The sequence below is a fragment of the Massilia aurea genome (assembly GCF_014200505.1).
Taxonomy (GTDB): domain Bacteria; phylum Pseudomonadota; class Gammaproteobacteria; order Burkholderiales; family Burkholderiaceae_D; genus Telluria; species Telluria aurea_B.
On sequence record NZ_JACHBX010000003.1, the window covers coordinates 237,616 to 255,529 of the forward strand.

At 64.3% G+C, this 17,914-nt stretch carries 15 protein-coding genes; all 15 read right to left on the minus strand.

What is annotated here, in order from left to right:
- Positions 1–12 precede the first annotated feature (12 nt).
- The 15 genes from folC to HD842_RS15030 all read right to left on the minus strand — a co-directional run bounded on the left by folC (position 13) and on the right by HD842_RS15030 (position 17,883).
- Positions 13–1,311 carry a bifunctional tetrahydrofolate synthase/dihydrofolate synthase gene (gene folC / locus HD842_RS14965; RefSeq protein ID WP_183555522.1) on the minus strand — a complete coding sequence of 433 codons (1,299 nt, stop codon included), beginning with the start codon at positions 1,309–1,311 and terminating at the stop codon, positions 13–15.
- Between the two features lie 139 nt (positions 1,312–1,450).
- Entirely contained in the window at positions 1,451–2,323 is an 873-nt protein-coding gene (gene accD, locus HD842_RS14970; protein WP_183555523.1) for an acetyl-CoA carboxylase, carboxyltransferase subunit beta, read from the minus strand.
- Between the two features lie 387 nt (positions 2,324–2,710).
- Positions 2,711–2,995, minus strand: coding sequence for a hypothetical protein (locus HD842_RS14975; RefSeq protein WP_183555524.1), 285 nt, complete (start codon positions 2,993–2,995; stop codon positions 2,711–2,713).
- 321 nt (positions 2,996–3,316) lie between these two features.
- Positions 3,317–4,117 carry a tryptophan synthase subunit alpha gene (gene trpA / locus HD842_RS14980; RefSeq protein WP_183555525.1) on the minus strand — a complete coding sequence of 267 codons (801 nt, stop codon included), beginning with the start codon at positions 4,115–4,117 and terminating at the stop codon, positions 3,317–3,319.
- Between the two features lie 75 nt (positions 4,118–4,192).
- Positions 4,193–5,446 (minus strand): tryptophan synthase subunit beta, encoded by a 1,254-nt coding sequence (gene trpB, locus HD842_RS14985; RefSeq protein WP_183555526.1) that lies wholly within the window; start codon positions 5,444–5,446, stop codon positions 4,193–4,195.
- On the minus strand, positions 5,415–6,122 hold the full coding sequence (locus HD842_RS14990) for a phosphoribosylanthranilate isomerase (RefSeq protein WP_183555527.1): 708 nt from the start codon (positions 6,120–6,122) through the stop codon (positions 5,415–5,417). The genes trpB and HD842_RS14990 overlap by 32 nt, the downstream gene beginning before the upstream one ends.
- An 8-nt stretch (positions 6,123–6,130) precedes the next feature.
- A complete protein-coding gene (gene truA / locus HD842_RS14995; protein ID WP_183555528.1) occupies positions 6,131–6,931 on the minus strand; it encodes a tRNA pseudouridine(38-40) synthase TruA in 801 nt (266 codons plus the stop codon).
- Positions 6,928–9,993 carry a FimV/HubP family polar landmark protein gene (locus HD842_RS15000; protein ID WP_229424775.1) on the minus strand — a complete coding sequence of 1,022 codons (3,066 nt, stop codon included), beginning with the start codon at positions 9,991–9,993 and terminating at the stop codon, positions 6,928–6,930. The genes truA and HD842_RS15000 overlap by 4 nt, the downstream gene beginning before the upstream one ends.
- A 298-nt stretch (positions 9,994–10,291) precedes the next feature.
- On the minus strand, positions 10,292–11,419 hold the full coding sequence (asd, locus tag HD842_RS15005) for an aspartate-semialdehyde dehydrogenase (RefSeq protein ID WP_183555530.1): 1,128 nt from the start codon (positions 11,417–11,419) through the stop codon (positions 10,292–10,294).
- A 26-nt stretch (positions 11,420–11,445) separates the two neighbouring features.
- Positions 11,446–12,516 carry a 3-isopropylmalate dehydrogenase gene (leuB, locus tag HD842_RS15010; RefSeq protein WP_183555531.1) on the minus strand — a complete coding sequence of 357 codons (1,071 nt, stop codon included), beginning with the start codon at positions 12,514–12,516 and terminating at the stop codon, positions 11,446–11,448.
- A 54-nt stretch (positions 12,517–12,570) separates the two neighbouring features.
- Positions 12,571–13,218, minus strand: coding sequence for a 3-isopropylmalate dehydratase small subunit (leuD, locus tag HD842_RS15015; protein WP_183555532.1), 648 nt, complete (start codon positions 13,216–13,218; stop codon positions 12,571–12,573).
- A gap of 10 nt (positions 13,219–13,228) precedes the next feature.
- On the minus strand, positions 13,229–13,351 hold the full coding sequence (locus HD842_RS24295; protein ID WP_258835162.1) for a hypothetical protein: 123 nt from the start codon (positions 13,349–13,351) through the stop codon (positions 13,229–13,231).
- A gap of 54 nt (positions 13,352–13,405) precedes the next feature.
- Positions 13,406–14,806: a 3-isopropylmalate dehydratase large subunit gene (gene leuC, locus HD842_RS15020; RefSeq protein WP_183555533.1), complete on the minus strand. Its 1,401-nt coding sequence runs from the start codon at positions 14,804–14,806 to the stop codon at positions 13,406–13,408.
- Positions 14,807–15,076: 270 nt separating this feature from the next.
- Positions 15,077–16,999, minus strand: coding sequence for a chemotaxis protein CheA (locus HD842_RS15025; RefSeq protein WP_183555534.1), 1,923 nt, complete (start codon positions 16,997–16,999; stop codon positions 15,077–15,079).
- Complete coding sequence (locus HD842_RS15030) at positions 16,999–17,883, minus strand: protein phosphatase CheZ (RefSeq protein WP_183555535.1); 885 nt, start codon at positions 17,881–17,883, stop codon at positions 16,999–17,001. The genes HD842_RS15025 and HD842_RS15030 overlap by 1 nt, the downstream gene beginning before the upstream one ends.
- Between the last annotated feature and the right edge of the window lie 31 nt (positions 17,884–17,914).

The following is a 17,914-nucleotide window of genomic DNA, read 5'->3' on the forward strand; positions in this document are numbered from 1 at the left end:
GCGATTGAGGTATCAGTGTAGTGAGGATTTACGGGCCGCCATCACGCCGGCAACCGTGTAGAACGAACCAAAGACCACAATTCTATCATTCTCCTCAACCCGGCTCAGCGCATTCGCGTAAGCGTCGGCGGGCGAATCGAAGACAGTCACCGAAAAATCGCCCGCTTTCGCGCCCGCTGGCTTCAATTGGGCGATCTTCTCGGCCAGCGCCGCAGGGTCGGCCGAGCGTGGCGAATCGAGGCGCGTGACGCACCAGTGATCGATCACCGAGGCCATCGGCGCGATGACGGCATCGATGTCCTTGTCATCCATGATGCCGAACACCGCGTACGTAAAGCGGTGAAAGCCCATATTGCCGAGGTTCTGCGCGAGCGTCGCGGCGGCGTGCGGATTGTGTGCCACGTCGAGCACCTGGGTCGGGCGGCCGGCCAGCACCTGGAAGCGGCCCGGAAGCTCGACCAACGCCAGGCCGGCGCGGGTTTCCTGGGCGCCGCACGGCAAGGTCATGCGCAGCGCCTCGAGGGCCGCCAGCGCAGCGGACGCATTGAGCAACTGGTTGGCGCCGCGCAGGGCCGGATAGGCCAGCGAATTGCGGCGCCCGGTGCGACCGGCGAAGCTCCACTGCTGCTGGTCGCCCTGGTAGTTGAAGTCGCGGCCGAGCAGCCACAGGTCAGCGCCGATGCTGGTGGCATGGTCGATCAGCGACTGTGGGGGCACCGGGTCGCTGCAGATCGCGGTTTTGCCGGCGCGGAAAATGCCGGCTTTTTCGAAGCCGATTTTTTCGCGCGTGTCGCCCAGATACGCCGTGTGGTCGATATCGATGCTGGTGACGATCGACACGTCGGCATCGATCACGTTGACGGCATCCAGACGCCCGCCCAGGCCGACTTCGAGGATGGCGACGTCGATCTCGCTCGTCGACAGCAGGTGCGCGATGGCGAGCGTGGTGAATTCGAAGTACGTGAGGTCCGTGTCCCCGCGCGCGGCTTCGACGGCGTTGAACGCAGTGATCAGGACATCATCGGACGCCATCTCGCCATTAATGCGGGCGCGCTCGTTGAAGTCGAGGAAGTGCGGCTTGATGTAGAGCCCGACGCGGTAGCCGGATTGCAGCAACACCGACTCGAGCATCGCGCAGGTCGAACCCTTGCCGTTGGTGCCGGCCACCATGATCACGGGACATGAAAACGCGAGCTGCAAGCGTTCCTTGACAGCGCGGACGCGGTCCAGGCCCATGTCGATATGGGTTTCGGCATGACGCGATTCGAGCAGCGCCAGCCAGTCGGGCAAGGTAGTCGGTAGTGGGGACATGGAGCTCAGAAAAGAGAAAATCGGCGGGTGATGCGGGGAATGTAAAAGGCGACCGCGGGGGCCGCCATCTGGCATGCACGCGCCGGTCGCCCCTGGCGATCATGTTCGCGGGTTGCCCTCGCGGCGGCCTGTGAATCGATCAGGCCAGGACTTCGGTCGCCTGGTTTTGCAGCAGGGCCAGCAGACGCGCAATTTCTTCGCGCATCTTGCGACGGTCGACGATCATGTCGACGGCGCCCTTCTGGACCAGGAACTCGGCGCGCTGGAAGCCTTCCGGCAGTTTCTCACGCACCGTGTTCTCGATGACGCGCGGGCCGGCAAAGCCAATCAGCGCCTTCGGCTCGGCGATGACGACGTCGCCCATGAACGCGAACGAGGCCGAGACACCGCCCATCGTCGGATCGGTCAGCACACTGATGAACGGCAGCTTCTTCTCGGATAGCTTGGTCAGCATCGCGGTGGTCTTGGCCATCTGCATCAGCGACAGCAAACCCTCTTGCATGCGCGCGCCGCCAGTGGCGGTGATGCAAATGAACGGCACCTTCTGCTCGAGCGCAACCTGCGCGCCGCGCACGAAGCGCTCACCGACTACCGAGCCCATCGAGCCACCCATGAATTCGAATTCGAAGCAGGCCACGACAACCGGCAAGCTCATGATCGAGCCACCCTGGACGATCAGCGCATCGGTCTCGCCGGTGGCTTCCATCGCAGCCTTGAGGCGGTCCGGATACTTCTTGCTGTCCTTGAACTTCAGGGTATCGACTGGCAACGTCTCCTGGCCAATGTCGTAGCGACCGCCTTCGTCGAGCAGCGAATCCAGACGCGCACGGGCGCGGATGCGCATGTGGTGGGAGCACTTCGGGCACACGTGCAGGTTGGACTCGATATCCGCCCGGTACAGCACCGACTCGCACGACGGACACTTGACCCAGAGGCCCTCGGGCATGGTCTTGCGGTTAGCGGCATCGGAGCGCTGGATCCGAGGGGGCAGCAGTTTTTCCAACCAACTCATATTCTCTCCTTTGCGGCAAATCTTACAGTGGGGCGTAGTGTAGCCGCTCGGAGGCAGCTTGTCGAATCGTAGCAAGCCACCAATATTGCCAACAAAACATCCCGCGCCGCCAGCACCCCGCGCCCACGGCCACCACCACCCAACAATGAGGGTCAGAGTCGAATTGTTTGACAACTTTCGACAATTTCCCAATAAATAGCACCGATCCTCGGCTGAATGAACGCCGAGTTTGATCTCCGAAGCAAAATGAGGGACAGAGTCACGTTGATGAGCTAAATAATCAATTTCCCAACAATTGGGGTCAGAGTAGACTTATTGGGCAATTCCTCAAAGTTGTCAAACAATTCGACTCTGACCCTAATTTATTTACGCGGCAATTTTCGGCGATTATTTCGCTGGCGAACCGATTTCGTTGACGGTGTATTCAACGCCTCCCAGGCGTACAGCCACGATGTTATAGATCCACGCACTCAGCATTCCTGCCAGATAGACGCTGACGATATACACAACCGCAAACAGAATGACCACGCCGGCGCCAATGGGCGGGACCTCGACGCCCGTCAGGATGGCGAGGAGAAATATCGCCAAGACCGGGAGCATAGCGACGAAATAGACTGCCGCCAGCATCTTTCCAAACTGGGCCACTGCAATGTGCTTGACACGCTTTTTCATTGGACACTCCCTCAGGTTGCGCTACGGAGAGATCAATTTACTGAGGAAAAATGAAAAAGCTTTAAGCTGGCGCAACGGGCAGGAGAGATGTGGCAATACGCCTGTGATAAACCCAGCGGCCATAACCATCGCAACCGGACATTGAAAAGATTCAACGGGCAATCACAAAAAGTTGTCAAACAATTCGACTCTGACCCTAATTGCATTGCAAGAGCTTGGAGGCAATCGCAATGAGGGTCAGTGTCGAATTAAGTGACAACATTTTCCGGAGAAATTGCTCAATAATTCGACTCTGACCCTCATTGAAATGACGGTGGCGGGTTAGCGGGCGTCGAGGGCGGTGCGGATGGTGGTGGTGAAGGCGCGGACGGCGTCGACGGTCTGGTCTGGCGGGCTGTTTTCGATTTCCTGGATGATACGGCTGCCGATCACGACGGCGTCGGCCACTTCGGCGACGGCGCGCGCTGTTGCGCCGTCGCGGATGCCGAAGCCCACGCCGATCGGCAGCTTGACATGCTCGCGGATCGCGGCCACGCGGCGGGCGACGTCGGCGGTGTCGATGGTGCCGGCGCCCGTCACGCCTTTCAGCGAGACGTAATAGCTGAAGCCGCCGCCGTACTGGGCCACTTGCTTGACGCGCTCCGTGGTCGACGTTGGCGCGAGCAGGAAGATCAGGTCCAGGCCGTTGTCGCGCATCTCGGTCGCAAACGCGGCGCATTCTTCGGGCGGGTAGTCGACGACGATGGCGCCGTCAGCGCCCGCTTCTTTGGCGCAGCGGATGAATTCGGTCTGGCCGATGCGCTCGATCGGATTCGCGTAGCCCATCAGGACCACCGGCGTGTCGGGGTCGTTCTTGCGAAATTCGCGCACGAAGCCGAACACGTCTTTCAGGCCGACGTTGAATTTCAGGGCGCGCTCGCAGGCGCGCTGGATGACCGGGCCTTCGGCCATCGGATCCGAAAATGGCACGCCCAGCTCGAGGACGTTGGCGCCGCCCTCCACCAGTGCGTGCATCAGCGGGACGGTCAGTTCAGGGCCGGGATCACCCGCGGTGATGAAGGTAACGAGCGCGGTCTTGTTGTCCGCTTTAAGTGCGGTAAAAGTCTGTGCGATGCGGGACATGCTGGGTTCCTCTGATAATCGGAAAAGGCGAATGCCCCGGCTGACCGGGGCACGATGAGATGGTTGATGCCGGCATCAGCCGAAATCAAGCCCCATCCGCTGCGCCACCGTGTGCATGTCCTTGTCGCCACGGCCCGACAGATTGACCAGGATGATCTGGTCCTTCGGCAGCGTTGCCGCCAGCTTCACCGCATACGCGATCGCGTGCGACGATTCCAGCGCCGGGATGATGCCTTCGATGCGGCAGCAGTCGTGGAACGCCTGCAGCGCTTCATCGTCCGTGATCGATACGTACTCGGCGCGCAGCGTGTCCTTCAGCCACGCGTGCTCGGGCCCGACGCCCGGATAATCCAGGCCCGCCGATACTGAGTGCGTCTCGATGATCTGCCCGTTCTCGTCCTGCAGCAGATAGGTGCGGTTACCGTGCAGCACACCTGGCAGGCCGGACGTCAGCGAGGCCGAGTGCTTGCCCGAATCCAGGCCCTCCCCTGCTGCCTCGACGCCCACCAGCTTGACGCCGGGCTCGCCGATATACGGATAGAAGATGCCCATCGCGTTCGAGCCGCCACCGATGCAGGCGACGACGTAGTCGGGCTGGCGCCCCGTCATCGCAGGCATCTGCACGCGGCACTCTTCGCCGATCACCGCCTGGAAGTCGCGCACCATCATCGGATACGGGTGCGGGCCGGCCACGGTGCCGATGATGTAGAACGTGTTTTCGATGTTCGTGACCCAGTCGCGCATCGCTTCGTTGAGCGCATCCTTGAGCGTTTTGGAGCCCGATTCCACCGGCACCACGGTCGCGCCCAGGAGCTTCATGCGGTACACGTTCTGGGCCTGGCGCTTGACGTCTTCGCTGCCCATGTAGATCACGCATTCCAGGCCGAAGCGCGCGCAGATGGTCGCGGTGGCCACGCCGTGCTGGCCGGCGCCGGTTTCGGCGATGATGCGCGGCTTGCCCATGCGCCGCGCCAGCAGCGCCTGGCCGATCACATTGTTGATCTTGTGCGCGCCGGTGTGGTTCAGGTCTTCGCGCTTGAGGTAGACCTGCGCGCCGCCCGCCATTTCGGACCAGCGCCGCGCGTGGTACACGGGCGACGGCCGGCCGACGAAGTGGGCCAGCTCGTAGCGGTACTCTTCAAGGAATTCCTGGTCTTGCGCGTACTTCGCGTAGGCTTCGCTCAACTCGGCGAGTGCGTGCGTCAGCGTCTCGGCGACGAACGAGCCGCCGTAGGGGCCAAAGTGCCCCTGCGCGTTTGGCAGGGCGTAATCAGGGGTCTTGAACAGCGGGGCGGCGTTAGGCGCTGCCTTGAATGGGATGTTCTGCATGGTATGTCTCGCTATGAATAGTGGCATCGGCTGCCCGCACGGCCGCGACAAACGCGGCCATCTTGCGGGCGTCCTTGATACCTTTTGCGGCTTCGACACCACTGCTGATGTCGACGGCAAAAGGCCGAAGGCGTACGACACCGTCAGTGGTGTTGTGTACGTTCAAGCCACCACTCAAAACGACCCGAGGCGCGAGCTCTTTTGGGATGAGAGACCAATCGAAGACCTTTCCTGCGCCGCCATAAGCGTCCACGTAGGTGTCAAGCAGAAGGCTTGAGAACCATGGACTGGCGGTGCGGTATGCAAGCTCACATTCTAGCAGCGTGCCAGGGATCGTGTCAGGCTTGACCCGAAACGCGCGCATGAACGGGCGCTGGACGGCCGCCGCAATCGCTGCGCACTGCTCGACCGTCTCATCGCCATGGAACTGGATCAGCGCGAGCGGCATCGCCGCCGCGACTTCCTGCACCTCGGCCAAGGTGGGATTGACGAACAGCGCGACGCCACTGACAAACGGCGGCAGGCCGGCGCACAAAGCGCCAGCGCGCGCTGGCGTGACGTAGCGTGGGCTCTTCGGGTAGAACACAAAGCCCAGGGCATCGGCGCCCACGGCGACAGCGGCGCTCAGGTCTTCTTCGCGGGTGATGCCGCAGATTTTGATACGGGTGCGTTGCATGAGGGTCCTTACAACCAGGGGAGCGGCGCGACCGCTTCCTGCGGCAGCTTCCAGATCGGATCGTACTCGATCTTCGCAAAATACAGGCCGTCGGGCATGAAGGTTGGCGCGGCCACGTCGCGCGAGCGGCTCTCGAGCACCTCGTGCATCCAGTCCGGCTCTTGCCGCCCCAGCCCGACATACACGAGCGAGCCGACGATATTGCGCACCATGTGATGCAGGAAGGCGCTGGCGCGCAGCGTGAAGACGATGATGTCGCCATGGCGCTCGATGCGCACTTCGTGCATGTCCTTGACCGGGGTCTTGGCCTGGCAGCTCGACGCGCGAAACGCCGAGAAGTCGTGCGTGCCGATCAGGTGGCGCGCGGCGTCGATCATGCGCTCGACATCGAGCGGCCGGAACATCCAGCCGGCGCGGTTCGACAGCAGCGCCGATGGCGTCGGATGGTTGTACAGCACGTAGTGGTAGGTGCGCGAGCGGGCCGAGAAGCGCGCATGGAATTCCAGCCCGTCCTCGCCCAGCGGCACCTCTTTGGCCCAGCGCACGACGATGGAATCGGGCAGGAAGGTGTTCACGCCGCGCACCCAGGCCTGCGTCGGGCGCACGAGATCCGTGTCGAAGTGGACCACCTGCTCGATCGCGTGCACGCCGGTGTCGGTACGGCCGGCACACGTGGTGGCCAGCGGCGTGCAGGCGAACTTCTCGAGCGCCATTTCAAGACGGTCCTGGACCGTATTGCGCTCCGGCTGTTTTTGGTAGCCGTTCCAACCGGTGCCGATGTACTGGACACCCAGAACAATTCGCGTCACGCCAGCAGCTCTCGCATCGCGCTGGCACGGCCAACCTGCTCGGTGCTGCCGCCCTTGATGACTTCATCGAGCAGTTCGCGTGCGCCTTCCTTGTCGCCGATTTCCTGATAAGCCACGGCCAGATCGAGCTTGGTTTCCATTTCCATGTGCTCGGGCGAGAGCGGGGCCGGCGCTGCAGCCATGTCGTCGACCGGGTCAGCATCGAACGCCGCTGGCGTCGGCGCATCGGCCGTCGCCGATGCCGGCAGATCCAGATCGAAGTCGAGCGCGTCGAGCGAGTTGCGCTGCAGCGTTGGTGCATCATTGACCGGGGGCGCAGACAATTCTTCGGGCGCCGGCACGGGCGCCGGGGTGTCCGGCAGATCGAACATGTCGAACGGATCGTCCTGACGCGCCGCGAAGTCTTTCGGCTCGGCGCCGCCAGACGCGCGCGGCTCGTTCGGCACGCCAAAGTCCATCGCGTCCAGATCGAACAGCGGATCTTCTGACGCGCTCGCGTTCGAGGAAGCACGCACGGCAGGCAGCGGATCGTTCACGGGCGCCGGCGTGGCCGGGGTGACCGGTGCGCCAAAGTCCATCGAGTCGAGGTCGAACAGCGGATCGCTCGGCGCCGCGGTGGCGTCCGCCGATTGCGCCGGGCTGGCCGGCAGCGACGGCAAACCGTCGAAGTCCTTGGCGAGACCCGCCATGTCGACCGGGGTGGCCTGCACTTGCGGCTGCGGCGTCAGGTCAAGCGAGAAGTCGTCACGCGCATCGGCCGGAGTGGCTGCAGTAGACTGGACCGGCTGTCCGGCAGGCGGCGCATCGAAGTCCATGTCGAATTCGAGATCATTGACATCGGTCGACAGCGTGGATTCGGGCTTGCCTGCCGCTGCCGGCGGCAGCATGTCGAAATCGAGGTCCGGCACGGCCGTCGCATCCGGGTCGGGCCGGCTTGCAGGCGCCGGCGCCGGCGTCGGCTCCGTGCGTTCGGCATCGGTCACCGGCTCGAACGTCAGCCCGCCAAGGTCGAAGTCGAGCGTGTTGTCATCAAGGCGTGGCGCCGCCACCGGTTCGGCTTGCGGCGCCGCGGTGCGGTCCGCATCGTCCTTCGACAGCGAGAGCGCAGACGCACCGGCGATGGCGCCGGCAGCGGCCGCGCCGGCAATGGTGCCAACGTTGCTGTCGGTACCCGCTGCCGGCTCGTCAGCACGCAGCGCATCCTGATACTGCTGCGACAGGATGGCCTGCTGGCTGCGCTCCTGCGCCGACGGCGTGTGCGCCGGGGCTGGCGCGGCGTTCGCGTACAGCGGGTTTTGCGGATCGATCCCCAGGCCCAGCGCCGCAGCGTGTGCCCAGTCGTCGCCCTGGCCGTTCGTGAGCGCATGCAGCTCGCGCGCCTGCACCTCGAACGCGCGGGCATCTTTGCGCGTAGCGTAGATCTCGAGCAGTTTCAACCGCACCGGATGACGGTCCGGATGCGTGCGCAGCGCTTCCTTCAGGATTTCCTCGGCCTGCGCATCGCGGCCATAGGCGATGTACACGTCGGCTTCGGCGACCGGATCGACTTCATTCGTATCGAGCTGGCTGGCCGATGGCGCGAAGCTCGAATTGAAGACGCTGTTGTTGGTGTCGACGCTCTGGCCGCCGCTTTCGGCGAACAGCGACTGGGCGCTGGCGCCCGGTGCGCCCAGCACCGACGGTTCGGTCGGCACCGGTTTCACTGGCGGGGCATTGCGCTTGCGGCGCTGCGCGATGCCAAACAGGATCAGGAGCAGCACCAGGAGGGCTGCAGCGATATAGAGCATATTGTCCAGCAGCGTGTCGACCAGGCCTTTTTCTGGTTCCGGCGCCGGCACCGGCTTTTTCAGGCGTGGATGCGTGACCGGCTTGGCCGGCGTCGCCACCACGGGCGCTGCTGCGGCGGCCTGCTCGGCTTCGGCGCCCGCGCGGCTCGGCACCGTCATCAGGTTTTCCAGTTCGCCGACGTTCTTTTCGAGTTCCTTGACGCGGGCCTCGGCCTGTTCGAGTTCGCGCTGCTTGGCCAGCGTGTCTTCGACGCTGGCGGTGCCGGTCTGCGGCGTGCCGGCGGCGCCTGCCGTGGCCTTCGACAGACGCAGCTTGTCCTGCGCTTCGTTGGCGGCGGTCGGTTGTTCTTCGACGCGCGCGGTCACGCGCCCGGTCGCGCTCTGGCCGCCCTGCGGCGCGCTGGCCGGGGTGCTGGCGGCGACCTGGCCGGCGAGCTTGTTCCGGTAGGCGTCGAAGTCCGCCGCATGCGCCACGACCACGCCGCGCGCTTCGCTCTGGCTCGCGCCGCCACGCAGCGCGTCGCTATCGGGCACGCTCAGGATCTGGCCCGACTTCAGGCGGTTCATGTTGTTGCCGATGAAGGCCTCGGGATTGGCGCGGTACAGCGCCACGAGCATCATGTCGAGCGAGATCTCGGCCGGCTTCACGCGGGTGGCAATGCCACTGAGCGTATCGCCGCGACGCACGCGGTAGGTGCTTTCGGCCGCTGCTGCATCGCGCTGCGCCGCCTGGCGCTGGGCGCCCTCGCGTGCGGCGGCGATGCGGGCCCGCTCGGCTGCGTCGGCGGCCGGTGCAGCTGCAGCAGCGGCGGCAGATGCTGCAACGGCCGGCTGCGACGTTGTACGCGGCGCCGGGGTGCTGGCCACCTGCGCCGGCTGCGTCGTGCGCAGTTCGGCCGGATCGAGCAGGAACGTGTACTCGCGCACCAGGCGCCCGTTATTCCAGGTTAGCTCGAGCAGCATGTCGACGAACGGCTCGTTCAGAGGCTGGCTGGAATTGACGCGAATAATCTGGCGGCCACCGCGCTGCTCGACGGCGAAACGCAGCGACAGCAGCGCCGGATTGAAGTCGATGTTCGCACTGCGGAAGGCTTCGGGCGTTGCCAGCTTGACGGCCATGCTGGCCGGGTCTTCGCCGGCGCTGGTCGTCAGTTCGATCTCGGCGCGCAGTGGCTGGCCAAGTGCCGACAACACGGTCAATTTTCCAAGCCCGGCCGCGCTGGCGGCGGAAGTGACGAACACTGCACTGGCAATCGCCGCAGTGAGGGTTTTCAACGCAGGTGCCATGAGCTGAGATTGTTCCGAAAAATGCATAGTGAGCAGCGAGTAAGTTGGCCGAGGGAAAGACGGTTTCCCGGAGTCTCAACATAACATCATGCTCTAGGGCACGCAAGCGATGCGCACGTTTACAGCAGGGGGAACAGGGTGTTTTGTGGCCTGCGAGACATGCCTTTACGGGGTTCGATAACCACCAGACATGGTAGTTGCAAGGAATGCAACCGGCGATGACGAACTGGAAATGACGGGCCGGCTGCGAGACAGCCGGCCCGGGGTATTGCAACAGTCCAGGGGCTTAACGCTCCAGCACGATACGCAGCATGCGGCGCAGCGGCTCGGCCGCGCCCCACAGCAGCTGGTCGCCAACCGTGAACGCCGACAGGTAATCGTCACCCATCGACATCTTGCGCAGGCGGCCCACCGGGATGGTCAGCCCGCCCGTGACGGCGGCCGGCGACAGGTCGCGCATCGATGCTTCGCGGTTGTTCGGCACAACCTTCGTCCACGCGTTGTGCGAGGCGATGATGTCGCTGATCTCGTCCAGCGGCACGTCCTTCGTCAGCTTGATCGTCAGCGCCTGCGAGTGACAGCGCATCGCGCCGATGCGCACGCACAGGCCATCGACGGGAATGGGCTTGGCGTCGAAGCCCGCACCGCGACCGAGGATCTTGTTGGTCTCGGCGCCGGCCTTCCACTCTTCTTTCGACTGGCCGTTGCCCAGGTCCTTGTCGATCCACGGGATCAGGTTGCCGGCCAGCGGCACGCCGAACTGCTTCGTTTCGTCAGCCGACAAACCATGCTGCGTGGCCAGCACGGTGCGATCGATTTCGAGGATCGCCGATGCCGGGTTGTCCAGCAGCGGCTTGATTGCGCTGTTGATCGTGCCGAACTGGGTGAGCAGTTCGCGCATGTGCTGCGCACCGCCGCCCGAAGCCGCCTGGTAGGTCATCGACGTCATCCACTCGACCAGGCCTGCCTCGAACAGGCCGCCCAGGCCGATCAGCATGCACGACACGGTGCAGTTGCCGCCGATGTAGTTCTTCACGCCGCGCGACAGCGCGGCGTCGATCACGGCGCGGTTGACCGGATCGAGCACAATGACCGCGTCGTCGTTCATGCGCAGCGTGGACGCAGCGTCGATCCAGTAGCCGTTCCAGCCGGCCGCGCGCAGTTGCGGGAACACCTCGCTCGTGTAGTCGCCGCCCTGGCAGGAAATGATGATCTCGCATTTGGAGAGCTCGGCGATGTCGCTCGCGCTCTTCAGGGTGGTTTCATTCTTCGCCATCGCCGGCGCGGCGCCGCCCGGATTCGACGTCGTGAAGAACACGGGCTCGATGTGGTCGAAATCGCCCTCTTCCTGCATGCGCTGCATCAGGACCGAGCCAACCATGCCGCGCCAACCTACCAGACCAACTAATTTCATCGTCTTCTTTCAGTGTGATTACAGTGTTATCCGAGCGCCGCGACGACCGCGTTGCCCATCTCTTCGGTGCCCACGCGGGTGGACCCTGCTTCGTGAATATCTGGTGTACGCAGACCCTGTGCCAGCACGCGTTTGACGGCGTTGTCGATGCGGTCGGCTTGCTCCGTCAGGCCAAAGGTAAAGCGCAGCATCATCGCAGCCGAAAGGATCGTCGCCAGCGGATTGGCCACGCCCTGCCCCGCGATGTCCGGCGCCGAACCGTGCGATGGCTCGTACAGGCCCTTGTTGTTCGCATCGAGCGAGGCCGATGGCAGCATGCCGATCGAACCGGTCAGCATCGCGGCGGCGTCCGACAGGATATCGCCGAACATGTTGCCGGTCACGAGCACATCGAATTTTTTCGGCGCCCGCACCAGTTGCATGGCGGCGTTATCGACGTACATGTGATCGAGTTCGACGCCGGCGTATTCCTTGTGCACGTCGGTGACGATATCGCGCCAGAACTGGCCCGTTTCGAGCACATTGGCCTTGTCGACGCTGGTCACGCGCTTGTCGCGTTTCAGCGCGGCCTGGAATGCCACGTGCGCGATGCGGCGGATTTCGCCTTCGGCGTAGCGCATCGTGTCGAAGCCTTCGCGCTGGCCCTTGAACGGGCCGTCCGGGCATTCGCGCACGCCGCGCGGCTTGCCGAAGTAGATGTCGCCCGTCAGTTCTCGAATGATCAGGATATCCAGGCCCGACACGACTTCGGGCTTGAGGGTCGAGGCGCCGGCCAGCTCCGGGTACAGAATCGCCGGACGCAAATTGGCGAACAGGCCAAGTTCGCGGCGCAGGCCAAGAATCGCCTGCTCCGGGCGCAGCGCACGCTCGAGCCCATCGTATTTATAATCGCCCACGGCGCCGAACAGCACCGCGTCGGCATCCTTGGCCAGCTTGAGCGTGCTGTCGGGCAGCGGGTGGCCGTGCGCGGCGTAGCCCGCGCCGCCCACTTCTGCGGTGTCCATCTCGAAGCGCTCACCGAGCGCGTTCAAAACCTTGACCGCCTGGGCGGTGATCTCCGGGCCGATGCCGTCACCCGGCAGGATCGCAATCTTCATGCTCGTCTTTCTTTTCTTGGTTTCTGGTCTTGGTTTCTTGCCTTGGCGCTGCGATCAGATCGCGTTGGCCAGCCACGGCTGGGCCGCGATATGGCGTTGTTCGAAGGCGCGGATCTCGTCCGCATGGCGCAGCGTCAGGCCGATATCGTCCAGGCCATTCAACAGGCAGTACTTGCGGAAGTCGTCGATGGCAAAGCCGAACGACAGGCTGCCGTCATGCGTGCCGATGCGCTGCTGTTCGAGGTCGATCGTCAGCTGGAACCCCGGCTGACGCTCGACCGCCTGGAACAGCGCCTCGACTTCGTCTTCGGTCAACGCGATGGGCAAGAGGCCGATCTTGAAGCAGTTGTTGAAGAAGATGTCGGCAAAACTCGGCGCGACGACGGCGCGAAAACCGAACTGCTGCAGCGCCCACGGCGCGTGCTCGCGCGACGAGCCGCAGCCGAAGTTCTTGCGCGTCAGGAGGATCGACGCGCCCGCAAACTGCGGCTGGTTCAGCACGAAGTCCGGATTGAGCGGCCGCGCGCTGTTGTCCTGACCCGGTTCGCCGTGATCCAGATAACGCCATTCGTCGAACAAGTTGGGGCCGAAGCCGGTGCGCCGGATCGATTTGAGGAACTGCTTCGGGATGATGGCGTCGGTGTCGACGTTGGCGCGGTCGAGCGGCGCCACCAGGCCTTCGTGTACGGTGAACTTATCCATCTTGTTGGCCTTATTTGCCGCCGGCGCCGGTCACGACCTGGCCGACTTTCGAGACATCGCGGCCGATGCCCGACACGGTGTTGCAGCCGGCCAGCAGGATGGCGACGAGGGAGAGTGCGAGAGCTTTTTTCATGATGTCCTGAACGAGAAAATGATCGTGGAATTGATCGCAATACGCCTTAACGCATCAGAGCGCGCGTACGTCGACAAAGTGCCCCGCAATCCCTGCGGCGGCGGCCATGGCCGGCGACACCAGGTGCGTGCGGCCGCCCTGGCCCTGACGGCCTTCGAAGTTGCGGTTCGACGTCGACGCGCAGCGCTCGCCCGGCTCCAGGCGGTCGGCGTTCATCGCCAGGCACATCGAGCAACCCGGCTCGCGCCATTCGAAACCGGCGGCCAGAAAGATCTGGTCGAGGCCTTCGCGCTCGGCCTGTTCCTTGACCAGGCCCGACCCCGGCACGACCATCGCCAGCTTGACGTTGGGCGCGCGCTGGCGGCCGCGCACGACATCGGCGGCGGCGCGCAGATCTTCGATGCGCGAGTTGGTGCACGAGCCGATGAACACCTTGTCGATCGCCACTTCGTCGATCGGCGTGCCCGCCGCAAGATCCATATAGACCAGCGCTTTTTCGATGGCGCCGCGGCGTACCGGATCGTGTTCGTCGAGCGGGTTCGGCACGCGGCCATCGATCGCAATCACCATCTCGGGCGATGTGCCCCAGGTGACTTGCGGCTGGATGTCGTGCGCATCGAGTTCGACGACCGTGTCAAACACGGCGCCGTCGTCGCTGTGCAGCGTGCGCCAGTAGGCCACGGCTTGCTCCCACTGATCGGCCGTGGGCGACAGCGGCCGGTTTTTGACGTAGGCGATCGTGGTGTCGTCAACTGCCACCATGCCCGCGCGCGCGCCCGCTTCGATCGCCATATTACAGACCGTCATGCGGCCTTCCATCGACAGCGCGCGGATCGTCGAACCACCGAACTCAATGGCGTAGCCGGTACCGCCGGCCGTGCCGATGCGGCCAATCACGGCCAGCACGATGTCCTTGGCCGTCACGCCCGGGCGCAGGGCGCCCTCGACCTTGACGAGCATCGCTTTGGATTTCTTGGCCAGCAGCGTTTGCGTGGCCAGCACGTGCTCGACTTCCGACGTGCCGATGCCGTGCGCCAGACAGCCGAATGCGCCGTGGGTCGAGGTGTGCGAATCACCGCAAACGACCGTCATGCCGGGCAGCGTGGCGCCCTGCTCCGGCCCGATCACGTGCACGATGCCCTGACGCCGGTCGTTCATGTTGAAGTACGTGAGGCCGAACGCCTTGGTATTGGCGTCGAGCGTTTCGACCTGCAGGCGCGAGGTGGGGTCGGCGATGCCCTGGGCGCGATCGGTGGTCGGCACGTTATGGTCGGCCACGGCCAGCGTGCTCGATGTGCGCCATAGTCCGCGGCCCGCATCGCGCAAGCCATCGAAGGCCTGCGGGCTGGTCACTTCGTGTACCAGGTGCCGGTCGATATACAGGACGGTGGTGCCATCGGCGTCGGCACGCACGACATGGGAATCCCAGAGTTTGTCGTAGAGCGTTTTTTGCATGGTCAGTCCATTGATGCGGTGTGAGGGCGCACAGGGGGTGCGCGCGGTCGCCGGGACAGGGTGCCCGGCAGCCGGGTTTTCGATTATGCCATAGTTGTGCTGTGGTGCACCATGCCGGGGCAGCGCATGTTTATGCCAAGGACCATAACATGTGGCAAATTAAGTTTGCAAGGGGTTTGCCATGCACAAATAAAAAAAGCCCGGATCAGTGACCCGGGCTTTTCTCTGCGCTTTTGCCGCCGCGTGGCGGTGGCGCTGCGTGATGCGACCTTATGCTGCCAGACGCACGCTGCTGCGGCAGCCATCCATCAGGAACGACAGGCCCACGACCAGCACCAGCTCACCCTCGGCCGAACGCGCCGTGCCGGTGATGCCTTCGACCGACAGTGCGGTCATCGGCTTGATGACCAAGTCGGCCGTGCCATCGACCGCTTCCATCGCCAGGATGTACGGTTGTGGTGCATTGATGACGATGCCGACCTTTTCGGAACCGGCCTCGTAGCCCAGCGCCAGCGCCAGCGAGCGCACCGGCAGCGGACGGCCCTGGTCTTTCAGCACCGGGGCGCCGCCGACACAGGCGAATTCGTCCGGCAGTTCGACGACGCGCTCGACGACCGCCATCGGCAGCGCCAGTTGCGCGCCCGACGTCGACACCAGCATCGTCGGCACGATCGACAGTTCGATCGGCAGGCGGATTGCGAAGCGCGTGCCCTTGCCCATCTGCGATTCGATGCGGATGGCGCCGCGGTTCTTCTCCACCGCCGTCTTGACCACGTCCATGCCCACACCGCGGCCCGAGACCGAGGAAGCGACTTCCTTGGTCGAAAAGCCCGGCAGGAACACCAGCTGATACGCGTCTTCGTCGCTCTGCGCGCCGTTCTCGCCGATCAGGCCCTTGTCCATGGCGATCTTGCGCAGGCGGCTCGGATCCATGCCCTTGCCATCGTCCTGCAGCACGATCATGACGCTGTTGGCTTCCTGCCAGGCTTTCAGCAGGATGAAGGCCTTGGCCGGCTTGCCATTGGCGACCCGGTCGGCAGGCGATTCGACACCATGGTCCAGCGCGTTGCGCAGCATGTGCACGAGCGGATCGTACAGGCTGTCCACGACGACACGATCGACTTCGGTCTCGGCGCCTTCGATGGTCAGTTCGACGTCCTTGCCCAGGTCTTTCGCCAGCTCGCGCACGAGGCGCGGGAATTTCTGGAACAGGCGGCCCACCGGCTGCATGCGGGTGGCCAGCGTGGCGCGCTGCAGTTCGGCCGAATAGCGCGACGCGCGTTCCAGCGTTTCGGCCAGCGTGGCGATCAGCGTCGCAGCCTGGCCTTCGAACTTGAATTGCTGCAGACGTTCGAGCAGCACGGCAGCCTGGTTCGCGGCCTGGACCGATTCGCCCGCCACTTCGAGCAGCGCGTCGAGCTTGACCGCATCGATGCGGATGCTTTCGTCCTTGGCCGGCGCATTGGCGACCGGCTTGGCGTCGTTGCGGCGTTCGGTGCCGTCCCAGCCTTTGCCACCGGGTGCGGGGGTCGTCGTGGTGGCGACTGCCGTCGACGGGGTAGCGGCGGCGGGTGCGGCTTGCGCAGCGGCTGGCGCTGGCGCTGGCGTCGATGTGCTGACGGCAGCCGCAGCAACGGCTGGTGCGCCGGCGATGGCGCTGGCAGCCGGAACCACGGTGTTGTACATGCCAACCCAGTCCAGACCATCGTCGCCAACGACCGGTGCGACGGCTACAGCAACCGGCGCGGCTGCGGCTGCGACGGGCGCTGCTACCACCGGCGCAGCGACTGGCGCCGGTGCGCTGTTGCCCTTGCCTTCGATCGCGTCCATCAGGATGCGTTCGAGGTCGGCCGGCATCTGGGCCAGGCCTTCCGGCGGCGTGCCGTTGTTCAGGTCACCCAGCTGGTCGGCCACGAAGCCCGATGCCTGCAGCGCTGCTTCGATCGCGATCGGCGTGACCGGCGCGGCGCCGGTGCGCAGCGCGTCGAACAGGTTCTCGGTCAGGTGGCAGGCCGCGACCAGCGCGGGCAGGCCCATGAAGCCGGCGCCGCCCTTGATCGTGTGGAACGACCGGAACACCGCGTTCAGGGTTTCCTTGTTGTCGGGATCGCGTTCGAGGCGCAGCAGGTGCTCTTCGACGTTGACCGCCAGATCCATCGCCTCGACGACGAAATCCTTCAGCATATCGTCCATTAGAATCCCAGATCGGCAAGAAGATCGTCAACGTTGTCCTGGTTCAGCGCCGCTTGCGGCACTGACGGGCCTTGCATCAGTGGTTCCGGTACTGCCTGCTTCTGCGCCAGCTTTTCCTTGAGGTCAGGCGGTGCGTTGTCGCGCAGCAGCTGGGCCAGCTCGCCCTCGACGGCCTGCGTGATCTTGACCACTTTCTTGATCAGCTGGCCGGTGATGTCCTGGAAGTCCTGGGCCATCATGATTTCGAGCAGGCGCGCTTTTTCGGCTTCGGTGGCGGCCGTCACGCTGGTGGCGAACTGGCGCGAATCGCCGGCCAGTGCCTTGAATTCGTCCAGGCTCAACTTGCCGTCGAACAGGTCGCCCCAGCGCAGTTCCATGTCCTTCGACTGCTTTGACAGCACGTCCTGGGCCGGCATGCCTTCGTCGAGCGTGTTCAGGACCTTGTTGGCGGCCTGTTCGGTCAGCGTGGCGACGTACTCGAGGCGATCCTGGGCATCGACGATCTGCGACGAGGCTTCATTGAGCGCCTTGTCGTAGCCCAGTTCGCGCAGCGAGTCATGCAGCAGACGCACGATGCCGCCGAGGCGCTCGAACATGCCACCGTTTTCGCTGCCCTCGTCGCCGGCAGCGGCGCTTGCCGGCGCTGCTGCTACTGCTGCTGCTGCTGGTGCAGCCGGTGCGGCGGCCGCAGCGGGGGCCGATGTGGCGGTAGCGGACACCTGGTCGAACAGCGAGTCGAGGTCGTCTTCGTCGTTGCTGGCAGCGGCTGCCGGGGCAGGCGCTGCGGCCACGGGGGCCGCGGAAGCAGGACTTGGCGAAGCGCTGGTGCGCTGCGCCGCCACTTCCTCGAATAGTGCGTCGAAATCGTCAGCGGCGTTGGTCATAATCCCTGCTTCTCCATAATATAAATTCGCA

Excerpts from the sequence above, each read along its gene's own strand:
- folC (WP_183555522.1), bottom strand. The coding sequence starts at position 1,311 with ATGTCCCCACTACCGACTACCTTGCCCGACTGGCTGGCGCTGCTCGAA.
- accD (WP_183555523.1), bottom strand. The coding sequence starts at position 2,323 with ATGAGTTGGTTGGAAAAACTGCTGCCCCCTCGGATCCAGCGCTCCGAT.
- HD842_RS14975 (WP_183555524.1), bottom strand. The coding sequence starts at position 2,995 with ATGAAAAAGCGTGTCAAGCACATTGCAGTGGCCCAGTTTGGAAAGATG.
- trpA (WP_183555525.1), bottom strand. The coding sequence starts at position 4,117 with ATGTCCCGCATCGCACAGACTTTTACCGCACTTAAAGCGGACAACAAG.
- trpB (WP_183555526.1), bottom strand. The coding sequence starts at position 5,446 with ATGCAGAACATCCCATTCAAGGCAGCGCCTAACGCCGCCCCGCTGTTC.
- HD842_RS14990 (WP_183555527.1), bottom strand. The coding sequence starts at position 6,122 with ATGCAACGCACCCGTATCAAAATCTGCGGCATCACCCGCGAAGAAGAC.
- asd (WP_183555530.1), bottom strand. The coding sequence starts at position 11,419 with ATGAAATTAGTTGGTCTGGTAGGTTGGCGCGGCATGGTTGGCTCGGTC.
- leuB (WP_183555531.1), bottom strand. The coding sequence starts at position 12,516 with ATGAAGATTGCGATCCTGCCGGGTGACGGCATCGGCCCGGAGATCACC.
- leuD (WP_183555532.1), bottom strand. The coding sequence starts at position 13,218 with ATGGATAAGTTCACCGTACACGAAGGCCTGGTGGCGCCGCTCGACCGC.
- HD842_RS24295 (WP_258835162.1), bottom strand. The coding sequence starts at position 13,351 with ATGAAAAAAGCTCTCGCACTCTCCCTCGTCGCCATCCTGCTGGCCGGC.
- leuC (WP_183555533.1), bottom strand. The coding sequence starts at position 14,806 with ATGCAAAAAACGCTCTACGACAAACTCTGGGATTCCCATGTCGTGCGT.
- HD842_RS15025 (WP_183555534.1), bottom strand. The coding sequence starts at position 16,999 with ATGGACGATATGCTGAAGGATTTCGTCGTCGAGGCGATGGATCTGGCG.
- HD842_RS15030 (WP_183555535.1), bottom strand. The coding sequence starts at position 17,883 with ATGACCAACGCCGCTGACGATTTCGACGCACTATTCGAGGAAGTGGCG.